Genomic DNA, 17,052 nt, shown 5'->3' with positions numbered 1-17,052 from the left:
CGCTTATGAGTAAACGTGTACTCGTCATCAGCAACATGTACCCGAGCTCCCGCACACCGACGTACGGTATTTTCGTCAAGAATCAGGTGGAGGCGCTGAAAGAAAAAGGAGTCTCCATCGATACTGCCGTCAACCGTGACAATCGCGGTGGAAAAGGGAACCTGATCCGCAAGTATGTGATCTGGCTTCTGAAAATACTCGCCCGCCTCATCACAAAAGGGCGGTCGTATGATGTCGTGCACGCGCACTACATCTTTCCGAGCGGCCTGCCTGGTCTGGTGTTCAAAAAGCTGTTCAAATCGAAGCTCATCGTCACCTCCCACGGCGGCGACCTCGATCAAATGGCGAAGAAAAGCGGCCTGATTAAAAAGCTGACGAGAAAGATTCTTCACGAAGCTGATCACGTCATTGTGGTTGGTGAAGCATTGAAATCGGAAGTGATCGACGGCTTTGGAGTGAATGAAAGCAAGGTATCTGTCATTAATATGGGTGTCGACCGCCGCGTCTTCCAGCCGGTCGACAGTACCGAGGCAAAAAAGAAGCTTGGACTGAATCCCGATCATTTTCACATCCTGTTTGTCGGCAACCATATTAAGGCTAAAGGTCTCACCGAGCTGCTGGAAGCCGTCCAGAACATCCAGAAGCAGGATAAACAAGTGGAGCTCCACCTCGTTGGAAGCGTCAAAGAAGAACGTTACCTCCAGGAATTGAAGGACAGCGTCCAACAGGAGAACAGCTCCCTTATCCATTTTCACGGCCCGAAAGACCAGCAGACGGTCGCGGCTTGGATGGCAGCGGCGGATGTGTTCACCCTGCCGTCCTACATCGAAGGCTTCGGTCTCGTCGCTCTTGAGGCGATGTCGTGCCACACCCCTGTCGTCGGATCCGATGTCGGCGGTTTATCCTATCTGCTTGCGAATGACCACGGCGTCCTCGTCGAGCCGAAGAGTGTGTCTTCCCTCCAGGCCGGCATCCAGCGGGTGATGGAGGACGAGCTCTTACGTAAGCGGCTGATCGAAAACGGCGGACAGGCTGCCGGGGGAAGCGACTCGGAACGCCTGCTGAGTAAAATCATGGACCTTTACAACCGTGCATAGCCTGCCGGTTTAGATGAACCATAAGGAAGGGGAGCGGATGTCTGCTTCCCTTTTCCTCCACCTCGTTTAAGGTGGATTACTTACATAATCCTCTGACATGTTTTATACTAAAGGCGGTGTAAATGAAACGTACAGAGAAACAGGAGGTAACAGGAAAATGGACGAACAAAGCAACCAAACGCAGCTTGGAATCGATTCCGAACAGCTTATGGACGATATGACTTTCGTATTATTCGGGGCCAGCGGAGATCTGGCCAAACGTAAAATTTATCCGGCCTTATACAATTTATATGTCGAAGGAAAAATGCCTTCCGCTTTATCTGTCGTAGGCTTAGGCCGCCGGCCGTATTCGCAGGAGGACTTCCGTGAAATCATCAAGGAGTCGCTGTCTACGTTCTCCCGTAGAGACGTCGACCCATCCCATATGGAAGAGTTTCTGGAAAGCTTCCGCTACTTCATCTTTGACGCGATGGAGCCGCAGTCGTACGCCGACTTAAAGGCCTTCATTGAAGAGCGTGAAACAGAAAAATCCATTCCACAGAACCGTCTGTTCTACTTATCTGTGGCGCCGAGTCTTGTCGAGCCGATTACGGCATCCCTTCAGAAGAGCGGCATCACAGAAACCGACGGCTGGAAAAAGCTGATTGTGGAGAAGCCGTTCGGCAGTGATCTGCATACCGCCCGTCACCTGAACGCTGAATTAAGAAAAGCCTTCGATGAAGAAGAAATCTTCCGCATCGACCACTACTTAGGCAAGCCGATGGTGCAGAATCTGGAATCCTTGATCCGCCCGAACCCGATTCTGAAATCCTTGTGGAATCATGATCAGATCGCCAACGTACAGATTACCGCCAGTGAAACCGTCGGTGTCGGTACGCGTGCCGGTTATTACGATAAATCCGGAGCGATCCGCGATATGGTGCAGAATCATTTGTTACAATTGGTCATGATGACCGCACTTCACCACCCGGAAAAGCTGTCCGCCAAGCAGATCGAAGAGAAAAAATCTGCGATCATGGAGGCGCTGCGCCCGGTCGATGAGGGGAATATTCAGCAGGATGTTGTGCGCGGTCAGTATGAAGCAGGCGAAGTGGATGCCCAATCCGTTGTCGGCTATCAGGAGGAAGACGGCGTCGAAGAAGGGTCCAACAACGACACGTACTTCGCTGCCCGTCTGTACATCGATAACGAATACTGGAAAGGCATTCCGTTCTACATTCGTACCGGAAAGCGCCTTGCCCAGAAATCGACCCGCATCATCATCGAGTTCAAGAACGAAGTCGAGGATGAGCCGGATTCCGAAGGCGCTACATCCAACCTGCTTCTGATTGAAATCAATCCGAACGAAAGCATCGGTCTGCGCGTCAACCTGAAGGATGACGGCAACGAGAAATTCGAACCGGCCTACGTCAACTTCACGAAAAACCTGGATGAGCAGCCGGAAGCGTATGAGAACCTGTTGAACGATGCTATGGCAGGAAATGCGACGTACTTTGCGCACTGGAACGAAGTTGAGCTTTCCTGGCAGTGGATCCAGCCGATCCTTGAAGCCTTCGAAGCCGACGAGCTTCCGCTTCACACGTACCATGCAGGCTCCCAAGGGCCGGAAGCAGCCGAGAAACTGCTGAACGAAGACGGCTTCACCTGGTGGGAAGTATAAATTACGGATAGAGAAGGGGACTGATTGAAACATGGAGAAACAGAACATCGGTGTCATTGGTTTAGGAGTCATGGGTGCCAACCTTGCCCTGAACATTCAAGATAACGGATATAAAGTATCGGTGTACGACTACTGGACCGACCGTGTCGATGAGCTCGTCCAAAACAAAGAAAACACCGGCAACGTCAGCGGAGCCTACAGCGCTGAGGAATTCGTTGCTTCTCTCGAATCACCGCGGAAGATCCTTATGATGGTGAAAGCCGGCGAAACCACAGACAAAGTGATCGAAAGCCTCGTGCCTCACCTTGATGAGGGCGACATGCTGATTGACGGCGGAAACACGTATTACGAAGATACCGAGCGCCGTGCTGCCTACTTAGAAGAAAAAGGCATCCACTTCATCGGTACCGGCTTCTCCGGCGGGGAGGAAGGCGCGCGCCGCGGTCCTTCCATCATGCCCGGCGGACCGATCGAAGCGTACAAAGAAGTGCAGCCGATCTTTGATGCGATCGCAGCGAACGTTGAAGGTACAGCGTGTGCCGCCTACATGGGTCTCGGCGGTGCCGGTCACTATGTGAAAATGGTGCACAACGGCATCGAATACGGCGACATGCAGCTGATCTGTGAAGCGTATTTCATTATGAAAAACGTCCTCGGCCTGTCTGCTCAGGAGCTTCACGAAGTATTCAAAGAGTGGAACGAAGGCGAACTGGACAGCTACCTGATCGAAATCACAGCCGACATCTTCACGAAAGTGGACGAAGAAACAGGCAAGCCGCTTGTCGAAGTGATCCTTGATACAGCCGGCCAGAAAGGAACCGGAAAATGGACGAGTAAGAGTGCCCTTGATCTAGGTGTACCGCTTCCAATCATTACCGAGTCCGTATTCGCCCGCTTCATCTCTGCGATGAAGGAAGAGCGTGCGAAAGCAAGCAAGTACTTGACCGGTCCTGAAGTGAACTTCACCGGCAACAAGGAAGAAGCGATCGAATCCATCCGCAAAGGCCTTTACATGAGTAAGATCTGCTCCTACGCGCAAGGATTCGCTCAGATGCAGTCCATGAGTGAAGAAAAAGGCTGGGATCTTCAGTACGGCGATATCGCGATGAACTTCCGCGGCGGCTGCATCATTCGTGCACAGTTCCTGCAGAAGATCAAAGAAGCGTATGACCGTGAAGACCACCTGTCCAACCTGCTTCTGGACCCGTACTTCACAGACATCGCAACAACGTATCAAAAAGAACTCCGCGAAACGATCGCGCTTGCGATCCAGAACGGTGTTCCAGTACCGGCGTTCTCCAGTGCGCTTGCCTACTACGACAGCTACCGCACAGAAAAGCTCCCTGCCAACCTGCTTCAGGCGCAGCGTGACTACTTCGGTGCCCACACGTACAAGCGTGTCGACAAAGAAGGAACGTTCCATACAGATTGGATGAATATCTAATGAACGAAAACCCAGGCCAGGCGCCTGGGTTTTTTATGTTGTCGAGAAATTATTAGTAGTTTACGGCCACGTATCGCTTATCGGTGGATGCTTGCCGCGGGCCTGGCCTCAGCTAACTTGGTCAGGAAGAACACCTGCCCAAGTGGATCTTCGGTCCGTGCTGTTCCCGCAGGCGTCACCACCGAACGCTCCTCGTGACCTCGCCTAGTGATCAGATGAAAAAGGGAAGGCTTTCTGTTCAGAAATACTCATGTACAGGTACTGGTGACGTCTTTACTGGAAGGGTAAATCAATCAGAGACATTGGCTTTCCGAAATGGTCGGAATCCTTGGAGACAAGCGCGCCATCCGTGATCTCATCGGTGGAACGTATGTGTTGCATCGTGAAAACCGGAAACATCAAGTGCAGGGCAGGCGGTTGAAAGCTCAAATATCTGAACATAAAAAAAGGAGACGACCTCTTGGCGTCTCCTTTACTGTAGCAAGAGTACTCTTCTTTTGAGGAGCTGTTCCTGTTTAACGTGGATATTCTCGTTCCGCTTATCGGTGGATGCTTGCCGCGGGCCCGGCCTCAGCTAACTTGGTCAGGAAGAACACCTGCCCAAGTGGATCTTCGGCTCGTGCTGTTCCCGCAGGCGTCCCCACCGAACGCTCCTCGTGGCCTCGCCAGATAATTGTTTGAAAAAGAAGGAACTTCCTGTTCAGAAACACTCGAGAACAGGTACTGGTTACGTTTTTCCCCACTCGGGAAGGGCTGCTGTAGAAAAAGTACTGCTCTTTTGAGGAGCTGCTCTTGTTTCATGTGGATATTCACGTTCCGTTTATTGGTGGATGCTTGCCGCGGTCCCGGCCTCAGCTGACTTGGCCAGGAAGACCACCTGCCCAAGTGGATCTTCGGTCCGTGCTGTTCCCGCAGGCGTCACCACCGAACGCTCAGCGTGACATCAACGGTGGCCCTGCCCGTCGCAAGGGTTTCTTGTGTGTATATGTGTTAAAATGCCATTTTGTGGTATATAAGAACTATAAAAATGATGGGAGATGAGGATATGAACGATAAGATGGCGGCAGGATTCTGGGTGAGGCTGGGCGCAAGGGTCATTGACGGACTTTTGATAGGTATCGTTGTTGCTGCCCTGAACTTTATCATTTTTCAAGGCTTCAATCAGGACACTCCTGCTTTTAACTCCGTTGGAACCCTTTACTATGTTATCCTGCCGGCGCTGTGGGCCGGATACACAGTAGGGAAGAAGGCCGTCGGCGTACGGATCGTGAAACAGGATGGCACAGATGTAGGATTCGGCAAGATGATTTTGAGAGAAGTTGTCGGTGGACTTGTCTACATCTTAACTCTCGGCATCGGAGCGATCGTCAGTGCGTTTATGGTCGGGATCCGCGAAGACAAACGCGCCATCCATGATTTTATCGGCGGCACGTATGTGACGCATCGGGAACCGGAAACATCGGAAACAGGTCAGGCTGTTGAAAGCTCAAATATATAAAAAAAAGCGTAAGCACTCTTAAAGAGTCTTACGCTTTTTTTTTGGTTATGAAAAAATAACTACCAATTTTAAACAAAAAATAAAGACATAAAGTCTATTATAACATAAATGTAAGCGATATCATATGACAATTTACAACATTTTTACAACTTTTACTCCGTTTTTCTTCATTTAGCTCCCTGTATATGGTAGAATACATTACGTATTTCAAAAAAGAATTTATATTTTGAAAAGTTCGGTTATTGAGGGGTTTGCAAGCAAAGCAATTTGGGGGAAATTGGATGGCGAATTACTTGTTTTTAAGGGGCAACAGAAATAAGCATTTCTTTTCTGACGTAGCTTCTGAATTAGAAGAAAAAGGGCATACGTGTTATCAACTGAAATTCGAGCTGGGTGAACTCTTAATTCCAAGTAAAATTAAGACAGTTTTCGTTCCTAAATACATATCACAAGAGGTTTACCCGATTTCGGATGAAGAACTGCTCGAAATGAAGATCTATAACATCACGTATAAGAGAGAGATGAAAAATACGCAGGTGTCAGAGAAAGAACTCCGCATGTACAAGCAGTATATGCACTTCATTGATCAGTTCATCGAAGAACATCATATTGATTTCATCTGCATGTTCAACGGCTATCACTGGATCGATCAAGTATCAAAATACCTGGCGGAGAAGAGAAATCTGCAGACGATTTATTTCGAACAGGGCTACTTCAGACCTTATACGCTTACGTGTGATCCTCAAGGAATCAATAATGATGCCTCCATTCCCAGAAGCAGACATTTCTATGAAGCTATTCAAATGGACCACAGGCGGATGAAGCATCACCTGACTCATCCGGAAAATGAAGACCTCCTAAACGTCAAAGGTGAAAACTTGACGCAGGTGGCTTTAGTGAAAGTGGCAAGTATGCTCGGCAGTGTCCTGAAGGTCAACCCGAATCTTTATGCCCACATCACCTGGCATGAAGCCATCAAATACTTCCTCTTCAAGCAGGGATTTAAATTCATGAAAATGGATGAGCAGCCTCTTCCGGAGGAATTTCTATTCGTCCCCTTTCAAGTATCCAGAGATACACAGATCTTCTACAATTCCTCGATCAAAAGCATGGAAGAACTCGTTGACCTTGCCTGCGCCCACGTAGAAGAGGTCAACCGGAAGCAGAACCGGAACATCCACCTGGTGTTTAAGGAACATCCGGAGGATATGCCGCGGAACAACTATAAAACGTTGAAGAAACGGTATAAAGACAATCCGAAAGTCATGTTTCTCCAGAAACGCAGCGTCCCAGAGTTAATCAGGAAAAGTCTCGGGGTGATCACCATCAATTCCACGGTGGGGATTGAAGCGCTGACCCAGCACAAACCGGTCATTACGCTGGGGGATGCCTTTTATAACATCGATGGTGTCGTCCGCCACTGTACAAACCTGAGTCAATTGGATGAAGAAATAGAGTTTATACTCAACCATCCGGTGAACCACCATCTCATATCTCAATTTTTATACTATCTGAGATTCAATTATCAGCTGGAAGGCAACCTGATCAGCCGGAATCCGGCCACAGCTGAGCATGTAGCGGAGCATTTAGACAGTGTTCCTGACTACAAATCATTATTTAGGGGTGAACAGAATGAAAGTCGTTGGCATCATACCTGCAAGATATAACTCCTCCAGATTCCCTGGAAAACCATTAGCTGATATTTTAGGAAAGCCGATGGTTCAGCACGTTTTTGAAAGGGTCCGTGCATCACAAGTGATTGATGACGTCGTTGTAGCGACCGATCATGAAGACATCAAACAGGCTGTTCTTGATTTCGGTGGACGCGTCGTTATGACGAGTGAAGATCACGAAACAGGTTCTGACCGAATTGCCGAAGTCGTTTCCAAAATCGAAGGAGATATCTTCGTCAACATTCAAGGAGATGAGCCTTTAATACACACAGGCACGATTGACAAAATCGTAGAAACAGCGCTTGAGAACCCTGAAAGTGTGGTTACAGCGAAAACGAAGCTGGAAAACATGGAGGATGTTCAGGATCCGAACATCGTGAAGGTGATCGCGGATCGGAAAGATTCAGCTATTTACTTCTCAAGATCACAGATTCCATACAACCGTTCCAAGGAAGCTATCAACTATTACAAGCACCTGGGTATTTACAGCTACCCGCGTGAAGTAATTACTCAATTTGTAGATCTGCCACAATCCCCGCTTGAGCGGGTGGAAGTCCTTGAGCAGCTCCGTCTCCTGGAGAACGGCTACTCCATTAAAGTGATTGAGACTTCCTACGATGCTGTAGGCGTGGACGTACCAGAAGATATCCAAAAAGTAGAAAATATTATGGGGGTAACACAATGAACATTGAAACAAAACTAAACGATCAGATTACATTCGGCGGTAACAATCCATTTGTCCTTATTGCAGGACCATGCGTACTGGAGGATCTCCAGGAAGCGATTGATAATGCGAAGAAAGTCAAAGAAATCACTGACAGACTCGGCATTCCTTATGTGTTCAAAGCCTCATTTGATAAAGCCAACCGCTCTTCTATCCACTCCTACCGTGGACCTGGGTTCGAGAAAGGCCTGGAAATGCTTGCAGCCATCAAGGAAGAAGTAGGCGTACCTGTTACATCTGATATCCACGTTCCTTCCCAGGCGGCAGCCGCCGGTGAAGTCCTGGATATCATTCAGATTCCAGCGTTCCTATGCCGTCAGACAGACCTTCTTGTTGAAGCAGCGAAAACAGGAAAGATCGTCAACGTGAAAAAAGGACAGTTCCTCGCACCGAACGACATGAAGAACGTCGTTACGAAACTGCAGGAATCTGGGAACGATAACACACTGCTGACAGAGCGTGGCTCCACATTCGGTTATAACAACCTTGTTGTAGACATGCGTTCTCTTGTAACGATGAGAGAGCTTGGTGCTCCTGTTGTCTTTGATGCGACACACAGTGTGCAGATTCCAGGCGGAAACGGAACATCTACTGGTGGTAAGCGCGAGTTTGTTCCATACCTGTCCCGTGCAGCCGCAGGTGTAGGCATTGATGGATTGTTCATGGAAGTTCACCCAGAGCCTGAGAAGTCACCTTCTGACGGTCCAAACATGGTAAGAATGGAAGATTTGGAAGACGTACTGAAGCCAATCGCAGAAATCGACCGCTTAGTAAAAAATATCAAATAAAGGGTGGGAACTCACATGTTGGATTTGCAAACCGAAGTAGATTACCGTTCAATCGTGGAAGAAGTTTTGGATGTCGAAGCAGGTGCGATTACAAGCCTGAAAGAGCATTTGGATGAAAACATAGATAAAGCAATCGAAATGATCTTATCAACCAAGAATCGTACGATTATAACGGGTATGGGTAAATCAGGTCTCATCGGTAAAAAAATTGCTGCAACTCTGGCTAGTACTGGAACACCGGCGATTTACATGCACCCTTCTGAAGGTCTTCACGGCGACCTTGGTATGGTCACTTCTGAAGATACGGTCATTGCCCTGTCCAATAGTGGAGAGACCGAGGAAGTTCTTAACCTACTGCCTTCCCTTCAAAAGATTGGTACAAACCTGATCTGTATTGTGAAAAACCCGATGTCGACTTTGGCTATCAAATCTGATGTAGTTCTGACCCTGGGCAGATTTGAAGAAGCGTGCCCGCTTCGCCTGGCACCAACAACAAGTACGACCGTCACACTGGCCCTTGGAGATGCGATTGCAGTCGCCCTGTTGAAAAAACGCAACTTCCAGCCGGAAGACTTTGCACTGTTCCATCCCAGCGGTTCACTGGGACGCCGTCTGTTAATGACGATCGACAACCTTCTGGCTGCATCGAAAAAAAGCCCGATGGTTACTGAATCCTGCACAGTGAAAGATGCTTTGTTTGAAATGACGAAGCATGGTCTCGGAGCCACCTGCATCGTCGGGGAAGATGGAACGCTTCAAGGCATTCTGACCGATGGTGATATCCGCCGTGCAATGGCAAGCGGAGAAGACGTCATGGATCAGACAGTAAAAGAGCTCGGCAATACGATGCCGATTACAACCCAGGCCGATGTGCTGGCGACCAATGTACTTGAAATAATGGAAGAAAAGCGAATCAACGTCATGCCGGTCATTGATGAAAATAACAAGCCGCTTGGCATGATTCACTTTCACGATATGATGAATTTGGGGATTTAATATGAGTGCACAAAACGTAAAGCTTATGGTCCTTGATGTAGACGGTGTCCTGACAGACGGCCGCCTCTACATTGGATCTGATCAAGTCGAATATAAACCATTTCACACAAAAGACGGCATGGGCATCAGTCTTGCCCGCTATGCCGGCATTAAGACAGCCATCATCACCGGCCGTCAATCACCGGCCGTTGAAAAACGCGCCGGAGAACTGAAAATCGATTTTGTCTACCAGGGGATCCATCACAAACAGAAAGTGCTGGATGAGATTCTGGAGTCACTCAATCTAACGATGGATGAGGTCTGTTACGTTGGTGATGACATCAACGATCTTCCTGTCCTTCGTCAATCAGGATTTGCCTGTGCCCCGAATGACGGGGTGGCGATCGTGAAGGAAAATGTCCACCTCGTAACAAAAGCTAAAGGCGGCGAAGGGGCTGTCCGTGAGGTAGTCGAGACCATTCTCGATGCGAAAGGTGATTTGAATGAATGGATCGAAGATTATCTTGCCGGCGTCACAAAGTCGGAAACGGTAAAAGTCCAGCAGTAAGGAGAATGACGATGACGACATGTCCAATTTGTGAAAAACATCAGAAGAACGACCCTGGCATCCTCTTTGAGAATGACGCCTGGGTAATCAGCGCAGGTCCTCACGCTTCTCATGTCTTAGGCTATGTATATTTAGAGCCGAAGCGACACGTGGAAGATTGGACGGAATTGTCAACGGAGGAATTCTCCCAGGTTGGCCCGCTGGTCAAAAAGGTCGAAGCTTTTTTGAAAGAGCAGGGAAAGGCTGAGCGTCTCTATATGGTGACGATCAGTGAAGCAGTCCGGCACCTTCATATTCATTTGATTCCGAGAGAAGAGGGTGGAGAATTGAAGGGACTGCCTTTAATTGAACAGGCTACTCAGCAAAAAGGAAAAGTGAACCCTGTCGCACTGGATGACTACGAAAGATTCGTAGATCAAATGAGGGTGTATTTGGCTGAGTGAAAATGGAGAGGCAGGTATATTACCTGCTTTTCTTTTTAAGTAAATGGTGAAATAGGCCTCATTTCTTCTTAGAGGAAGAGAGGTATACTTTTATATTGAAAGAAAAATTAAGAATATAAGGTGTTATTATGTCACGTTCACTATCTAAGATTATTGAACATAAAGATTTTATTCTAACCTTGTCCAGAAGAGAAATCATATCGAAATACCAGCAGTCTCTTTTAGGGAGTCTTTGGGTTCTGATTCAACCGATGGGATTGATGATTGTTCTCACGATTGTCTTTTCTTTGTTTGTTAAGCTTCCTAGTGAAGGGCTCCCTTATGCACCGTTCTTATTCGTCGCCCTACTCCCGTGGTTGTTTTTTAATACGGCGGTCAATTCATCCTCGAAAATCATTGTGAGCAACGCAGGTTTAATCAGGCAGCGGAATTTCTTCCGTCCTGCACTGGTTTTTGTGAAATTGTCATCAGAAACGGTGAACTTTGGGATTACATTAATCGGTTTAGTCATTGTTTTTATCTATTACGGCATTGTTCCTGGAATAAACGCTTTATATTCCATTCCGATCCTGATGGTTCAAATGATGCTTACACTTGGTTTAATGCTGTTCCTGTCAGCAGCCAATGCTTATATAAGAGACTTTGGATTGGTCACCCCTATTATTCTTAGAATGGGGCGCTATCTATCTCCTGTGATGTATTCCTACCACACGATTCCAGATGAGTATCAGCCCATTATGGCTTTAAATCCAATGACGGGGCTCTTTGACGGTTATCGTCAATCTTTACTGCATAACAGCCCGCCGGATTTCACACTGCTTCTTTACTCATTTGTTGTAAGTGTGGTGGTCCTGGGTATTGGGTGGATCACTTTTATGAGATTAGAGCGGAACTTTGCAGATGTAATTTAATGAAGGATGGTAAAAGAAATGAACAACTATGCAATTGAAGTAGATCAGGTAGGGAAGATTTTCAAGCCGCAGCCTGCTACTATTTTCAGTTTCAGAAAACGTCTTTTCAGTAAAGAAGCAAATCCAGGTCATCAATCGCTGCAGGATATTTCGTTTAATGTTAGTCCCGGGGAATCGGTAGCTATATTAGGTGATAATGGTTCTGGTAAGAGTACGCTGCTGAAGATTATTTTAGGAGTGACTTCTCCTTCTGAAGGAGAAGTCGTTATAAATGGGAAAATCGGTGGCTTGATCGAGCTTGGCGCGGGATTCCAAAAAGAACTATCCGGTAGAGAAAACATCTATATGAACGGCGTTGTCCTAGGGATGAAAGAAAAGGAAATCGATGAAGTGATTGACGACATTATCGCCTTTTCTGAATTGGAAAATCATATAGATAAGCCGATTAAACAATATTCTTCAGGGATGAAGGTCCGGCTTGGTTTTTCCATAGCTATTCACGTGAAGAGTGACATTGTTCTTCTGGATGAAGTTCTTGCTGTAGGTGATAAACGCTTCCGTAAAAAAGCCATGCAGGCAATCAAGACCTATCTCGACGGGAAAACGATCATCTTTGTCTCCCATAGTACCCACCAGGTCAGGCAGCTATGTAAAAAGGGTGTTGTACTGGAACACGGGAAGATGGTCTTTAACGGTGATATAGAAGATGCTATTGACTTCTATGAAAATAAAATGAATCAATTATGATTCAAGGGGGGCTGACAATGAAAAAGTTTCTTAAAAAAGTACTGAAGAAAACCGGGTTCATACAGCAGGCACAACCAAAAAAACCTTATGTTGAAATTGGAGACAACTGGGATGATGAGACGCTCCCTATTGCTCTTATGTTCGGGTTCAACCCATGGAAACGTGAGCACGTTAGTCATTTCTTCCCGGAGTACCGCACCGCGTATGTGTTTGGGAATGTAACGTTGGAAAGGTTGTCTCCCTACATAGAAAATAATGAGGAAGTTGTTTTTGTTGTATGGGGATACAAAGAACCTGAAAAAGTAAGAGATTTTGCGCAGCAGAATGGAATAAAGTTGATTCGTACAGAGGATGGTTTTGTAAGGTCCTTAGGGCTTGGGGCTGGCCACAGCCTTCCAATGTCGATTGTAGCTGATGACCAAGGGCTGTATTTTAATTCTCAAGAGCCTTCTCAGCTGGAATCCATTTTGCAGAATCATAATTTCAAAAAGGATAAAGGTACAGTGAAGCGGGCAGCCAGGATTAAGGATCATCTATTAAACACAAAGATTAGTAAGTATAATCATGTGGATCCAGTAAACGCTGCAGCTATTTATGGTGAGAAAACGAGAAAACGTATATTAGTCATTGGCCAGGTGGAGGAGGATGCTTCCATTAAGTATGGAGCAGACCGCAAAATTACAAACAATGACCTTGTCCGTGAAGCCTCGAAAGAAAATCCAGATGCCGAAATCATTTATAAGCCTCATCCGGATGTCCTGAACGGGCATCGTAATGAAGTAAGCAATCCGGATCAGGTGGCCCACATTGCTACAATCGTGAAAGAGCCACTAAGTTTAGTGGATGCTTTGGACACGATTGACCACGTCTATACCATCACATCACTGGCTGGATTCGAAGCCTTGATCAGAGGTATTCCAGTGACATGTTTCGGCATGCCGTTTTATGCAGGCTGGGGACTGACGGACGACCGCCAATCCTGTGACCGCCGCACAAAAAAACGGACGGTGGAAGAACTCTTTGCCGCAGCCTACCTTCTTTATCCACGTTATATCAGTCTGAAAACCAACCAGTTGATCAGCTGTGAAGAAGCGATCGATGAGTTAAAAGAAGCTGTTGATTCGGATCGCAGGGTCAAAGAAGAGGAAACAAAACAGAAATTAATCGCCAAGCAGAATGAAAATAAACTTCCTTTTGTAAGAGTAGGGGACAATTGGGATCATGATCACCTGCCAGTCGCTTACATGTTCGGATTCAACCCTTGGAAGCGTGAGCACATGAGTAAGTTCTTCAGTGAATATCGAACGGCTTATGTATTTGGAAGTGCTGAACTGGATCGTCTCCTTCCCTATTTAGTCGATGACACAGAAAATGTGTTTGTTGTCTGGGGTTTTAAAGAATCCGAAGAATATAGGAAGTATGCTGAGGATAACGATGTGAAGCTGATCCGTGTGGAAGATGGATTTGTAAGATCACTTGGTCTCGGTGCAGGTCACAGTCTTCCTATGTCCATCGTTGCAGACAGCCGGACGCTTTACTTTGATTCGCGTCAGGCTTCCGACTTGGAGATAACCCTTCAAACCTACAACTTTAAGAAAGACAAAGATTTAGTCAGGCAGGCGGAATCCAACCTGCAGAAGCTTCTCGATACGAAGATTAGTAAGTATAATCACGTGGGTCCAGCTAAAGCAGAAAGGATTTACGGTGAAAAGACGAAGAAGCGGATTCTTGTTATCGGACAGGTGGAAGAGGATGCTTCTATTAAATATGGATGTGACCGCGAAATAACAAATAATGATTTAGTTAGAGCCGCCTACAAGGAAAACCCGGATGCCGAAATCATTTATAAACCCCACCCTGATGTTTTGAATGGCCACCGTGAAGAGGTAAGCAGTCCACGTGATGTAGAAGATATCGCTATGGTTGTCCGTGAACCATTAAGCTTGATCGATTCGTTGGAGACGATTGACCATGTCTACACCATTACCTCGCTGGCTGGTTTCGAAGCCTTGATCAGAGGAATTTCCGTTACATGTTTCGGTATGCCGTTTTATGCAGGCTGGGGACTGACCGACGACCGTCAGTCCTGTAATCGTCGTACGAGAAAACTGAAGATTGAAGAGTTGTTCGCGGGCGCTTACCTTCTTTATCCACGTTACATCAGTTTAGAAACTCACAAACTCATCAATTGTGAGGAAGCGATCGATGAATTGAAAGAGGCTGTAGAAAAAGATCGGAAGGAAAAAGAAGAAGCCTACAAGCAGGAGCTAATGGCCAAGCGTAATGATAAAAAGCTTCCGTTTGTTAAAGTAGGGGACAATTGGGAGGATGAATCTCTTCCAATTGCCTATATGTTTGGTTTTAATCCATGGAAAAGAGAGCATATGAGTGTCTTCTTCAACGAATATCGTACGGCTTACGTATTTGGCAGTGCGGATCTGGAAAGACTGCTTCCTTATCTTGTAGCAGATGATGACAAAGTATTTGTTGTCTGGGGATTCAAGGAAGACGATGAAATCAGGGAGTACGCAGAGGACAATAATATTAAGATGTTCCGTACAGAAGATGGGTTTGTTCGTTCTCTCGGTTTAGGTGCAGGGCACAGTCTGCCATTATCCATCGTAGCCGATTCCCAGACGTTGTACTTTGATTCCCGCGGACCATCTGATCTTGAAACACTGCTGCAGAATTATGATTTCAACCATAATCAAGATGTGCTGCAAAAAGGACAGAGAAACCTTGAAAAGCTGATCAATACAGGGATCAGTAAATATAACCACGTCGGTCCGGCAGACGTTGAAAAAATTTACGGGCCGAAAACAAGGAAAAGAATTCTCGTTATCGGGCAGGTGGAGGAAGATGCCTCCATCAAATACGGTTGTAACCGTGAAATCACTAATAATGACTTAGTGTGGGCGGCTTACAACGAGAATCCGGATGCCGAAATCATTTATAAACCTCACCCGGATGTTTTAACCGGACACCGGAATGCCGTCACCGATCCAATGGCTGTAGCTCACATATCGACAGTTGTCACTGAGCCATTGTCATTGATTGATTCGTTCAAGACGATCGACCATGTGTATACCATTACCTCTCTCTCCGGATTCGAAGCGTTGATCCGAGGCATCAGTGTCACCTGCTTCGGTATGCCGTTCTATGCAGGCTGGGGACTGACCGATGACCGCCAAGTTTGTGAGCGGAGAACAAGGAAACTGACGATTGAGGAACTCTTTACAGGAGCCTACCTTCTGTATCCGAAGTATGTAAGCTTGGAAACGGGTAAACCAATCGACTGTGAACAAGCCATTGATGAATTGCTTTCTACGAAAATCAATCATTTGATGGATGAGATGAAAGCTTCTAAAGAATACAGCTCGATCGATCAAGTGAAGAACTTTATACACCGTGCGGTCGACTATGAAGTGAATCCCTCGGAGAACTATGTGTTCTTAGCCGAAATAGCGGACATCCAGGAAGAAAAGGATTTGAGCATCCGTTATTATGAGAAGGCCTTGGTATTAAATGAGAGAAATCCACTGAAGGCCGGTGAAATTTCCTACAGTCTGGCACTGATTTACCTGAACGATGGAGATTTCCCACCGCGTCTTAAAGAGCTGTTGTACTATGCAGATCGTACGACGGGCACTCATCAACCATTAATGAGCTTAATCACACACGTGTGGAAACAGGAAGGGATTACAAAAGAACTACTGTTTCTTCTTGAGAAAATCAAGGTTAAGTTTGAGGATTTAAAGTCTGAAGAAATCGTTCTCCTTGCAGCGGTTTACAATGATGCGGGCTATTATAACGTGGCATTGAATTATTTAGAAAAAGCGATGGAAATCAATCCTGCAGTAATCAAGGAAGAGAGATACTTTGCTCTAACAGCTACGGCTCACGGCAGAAGACCGGAACTGGTCGAAGGTTCAGAAGTTGAATTCTTTTATCATGAGCGGGTGCTTGAGCATGAAAGGTCGTTCGAGCAGCTGGTCCGGAGTGCCGAGGGAGACATCTGCCTGGTCGGAGATGGTGAGACAGCATCCGACTTCCATCAAGGCGAGTATGTGGACGCGCACGCCGTAGTCGTTAGATTTAATAATTACTCCACCGATTATCCATACAGTCAAACCAAAGGAACAAAAACCAGTGTATGGGCGAAAAGTCCGTTCTTTGATTACGTTGGAAGAAAGAATGTGACGGATTTGGATGCGGTCCTTATTGGAGGAGCGAACCCGCTTCACAGCTATAAACATGGGATGGATTCCATTGTGGACTTCATTGATCAAAGAACAGCTGTTCAAAGTGTTCCTCACTATATTTATAAGGAACTTGTGGAGATACTTGAAGCTGAACCAAGCCTCGAACTCTCGATTCTTTACTGGATTTACAAGATTCAGGGGCCTGTGAAGCAGTCTTCCCTGCTTGGATTCGAATGGAAGAGAGAAGAAGAAGCTCTTCTGAACACTCTTACAGACAGGGAACCTCAAGTTACCAGGGTATGAGGTAATCAGGAAATAGGAC

Annotated in this window: 13 protein-coding genes; all 13 read left to right on the top strand. The window is 46.6% G+C overall.

What is annotated here, in order from left to right; genetic code table 11:
- Positions 1 to 5 precede the first annotated feature (5 nt).
- The 13 genes from GLV97_RS01355 to GLV97_RS01295 all read left to right on the top strand — a co-directional run bounded on the left by GLV97_RS01355 (position 6) and on the right by GLV97_RS01295 (position 17,033).
- Positions 6 to 1,097 (top strand): glycosyltransferase, encoded by a 1,092-nt coding sequence (locus tag GLV97_RS01355; RefSeq protein ID WP_202410541.1) that lies wholly within the window; start codon positions 6 to 8, stop codon positions 1,095 to 1,097.
- A gap of 208 nt (positions 1,098 to 1,305) precedes the next feature.
- Complete coding sequence (zwf, locus tag GLV97_RS01350; protein ID WP_160889053.1) at positions 1,306 to 2,757, top strand: glucose-6-phosphate dehydrogenase; 1,452 nt, start codon at positions 1,306 to 1,308, stop codon at positions 2,755 to 2,757.
- 31 nt (positions 2,758 to 2,788) lie between these two features.
- Positions 2,789 to 4,201 (top strand): NADP-dependent phosphogluconate dehydrogenase, encoded by a 1,413-nt coding sequence (gene gndA, locus GLV97_RS01345; RefSeq protein ID WP_160888808.1) that lies wholly within the window; start codon positions 2,789 to 2,791, stop codon positions 4,199 to 4,201.
- Positions 4,202 to 5,246: 1,045 nt separating this feature from the next.
- On the top strand, positions 5,247 to 5,699 hold the full coding sequence (locus GLV97_RS01340; protein WP_160841747.1) for an RDD family protein: 453 nt from the start codon (positions 5,247 to 5,249) through the stop codon (positions 5,697 to 5,699).
- A gap of 281 nt (positions 5,700 to 5,980) precedes the next feature.
- Positions 5,981 to 7,366, top strand: coding sequence for a hypothetical protein (locus tag GLV97_RS01335; protein ID WP_160836546.1), 1,386 nt, complete (start codon positions 5,981 to 5,983; stop codon positions 7,364 to 7,366).
- Positions 7,332 to 8,057, top strand: a complete 726-nt coding sequence (kdsB, locus tag GLV97_RS01330; protein ID WP_160888807.1) for a 3-deoxy-manno-octulosonate cytidylyltransferase — start codon at positions 7,332 to 7,334, stop codon at positions 8,055 to 8,057. The genes GLV97_RS01335 and kdsB overlap by 35 nt, the downstream gene beginning before the upstream one ends.
- Positions 8,054 to 8,884: a 3-deoxy-8-phosphooctulonate synthase gene (gene kdsA, locus GLV97_RS01325; RefSeq protein ID WP_202409683.1), complete on the top strand. Its 831-nt coding sequence runs from the start codon at positions 8,054 to 8,056 to the stop codon at positions 8,882 to 8,884. Before kdsB ends, kdsA begins: the two co-directional genes overlap by 4 nt.
- Before the next feature lie 15 nt (positions 8,885 to 8,899).
- Positions 8,900 to 9,880: a KpsF/GutQ family sugar-phosphate isomerase gene (locus GLV97_RS01320; protein WP_160836544.1), complete on the top strand. Its 981-nt coding sequence runs from the start codon at positions 8,900 to 8,902 to the stop codon at positions 9,878 to 9,880.
- Between the two features lies 1 nt (position 9,881).
- On the top strand, positions 9,882 to 10,427 hold the full coding sequence (locus GLV97_RS01315; RefSeq protein ID WP_160836543.1) for a KdsC family phosphatase: 546 nt from the start codon (positions 9,882 to 9,884) through the stop codon (positions 10,425 to 10,427).
- 11 nt (positions 10,428 to 10,438) lie between these two features.
- The gene (locus GLV97_RS01310; protein WP_160888806.1) at positions 10,439 to 10,870 is read left to right on the top strand and encodes an HIT family protein; all 432 of its coding nucleotides are present in this window, start codon (positions 10,439 to 10,441) and stop codon (positions 10,868 to 10,870) included.
- A gap of 128 nt (positions 10,871 to 10,998) precedes the next feature.
- Positions 10,999 to 11,781 (top strand): ABC transporter permease, encoded by a 783-nt coding sequence (locus tag GLV97_RS01305; protein ID WP_160888805.1) that lies wholly within the window; start codon positions 10,999 to 11,001, stop codon positions 11,779 to 11,781.
- A gap of 18 nt (positions 11,782 to 11,799) precedes the next feature.
- The gene (locus tag GLV97_RS01300; protein WP_160888804.1) at positions 11,800 to 12,528 is read left to right on the top strand and encodes an ABC transporter ATP-binding protein; all 729 of its coding nucleotides are present in this window, start codon (positions 11,800 to 11,802) and stop codon (positions 12,526 to 12,528) included.
- 17 nt (positions 12,529 to 12,545) lie between these two features.
- Positions 12,546 to 17,033, top strand: a complete 4,488-nt coding sequence (locus tag GLV97_RS01295) for a hypothetical protein (RefSeq protein WP_160888803.1) — start codon at positions 12,546 to 12,548, stop codon at positions 17,031 to 17,033.
- Positions 17,034 to 17,052: the final 19 nt, after the last annotated feature.

It is taken from the genome of Halobacillus litoralis, assembly GCF_009856355.1.
GTDB classification, from domain to species: Bacteria; Bacillota; Bacilli; order Bacillales; family Halobacillaceae; genus Halobacillus; species Halobacillus litoralis_B.
Note: the sequence above shows the minus strand (reverse complement) of the source record. Positions and strands in the feature narration are given on the sequence as shown.

Bases quoted from the DNA above. Each gene is read 5' to 3' on its own strand.
- GLV97_RS01355 (WP_202410541.1), top strand. From the start codon at position 6: ATGAGTAAACGTGTACTCGTCATCAGCAACATGTACCCGAGCTCCCGC.
- zwf (WP_160889053.1), top strand. From the start codon at position 1,306: ATGGACGATATGACTTTCGTATTATTCGGGGCCAGCGGAGATCTGGCC.
- gndA (WP_160888808.1), top strand. From the start codon at position 2,789: ATGGAGAAACAGAACATCGGTGTCATTGGTTTAGGAGTCATGGGTGCC.
- GLV97_RS01340 (WP_160841747.1), top strand. From the start codon at position 5,247: ATGAACGATAAGATGGCGGCAGGATTCTGGGTGAGGCTGGGCGCAAGG.
- GLV97_RS01335 (WP_160836546.1), top strand. From the start codon at position 5,981: ATGGCGAATTACTTGTTTTTAAGGGGCAACAGAAATAAGCATTTCTTT.
- kdsB (WP_160888807.1), top strand. From the start codon at position 7,332: ATGAAAGTCGTTGGCATCATACCTGCAAGATATAACTCCTCCAGATTC.
- kdsA (WP_202409683.1), top strand. From the start codon at position 8,054: ATGAACATTGAAACAAAACTAAACGATCAGATTACATTCGGCGGTAAC.
- GLV97_RS01320 (WP_160836544.1), top strand. From the start codon at position 8,900: ATGTTGGATTTGCAAACCGAAGTAGATTACCGTTCAATCGTGGAAGAA.
- GLV97_RS01315 (WP_160836543.1), top strand. From the start codon at position 9,882: ATGAGTGCACAAAACGTAAAGCTTATGGTCCTTGATGTAGACGGTGTC.
- GLV97_RS01310 (WP_160888806.1), top strand. From the start codon at position 10,439: ATGACGACATGTCCAATTTGTGAAAAACATCAGAAGAACGACCCTGGC.
- GLV97_RS01305 (WP_160888805.1), top strand. From the start codon at position 10,999: ATGTCACGTTCACTATCTAAGATTATTGAACATAAAGATTTTATTCTA.
- GLV97_RS01300 (WP_160888804.1), top strand. From the start codon at position 11,800: ATGAACAACTATGCAATTGAAGTAGATCAGGTAGGGAAGATTTTCAAG.
- GLV97_RS01295 (WP_160888803.1), top strand. From the start codon at position 12,546: ATGAAAAAGTTTCTTAAAAAAGTACTGAAGAAAACCGGGTTCATACAG.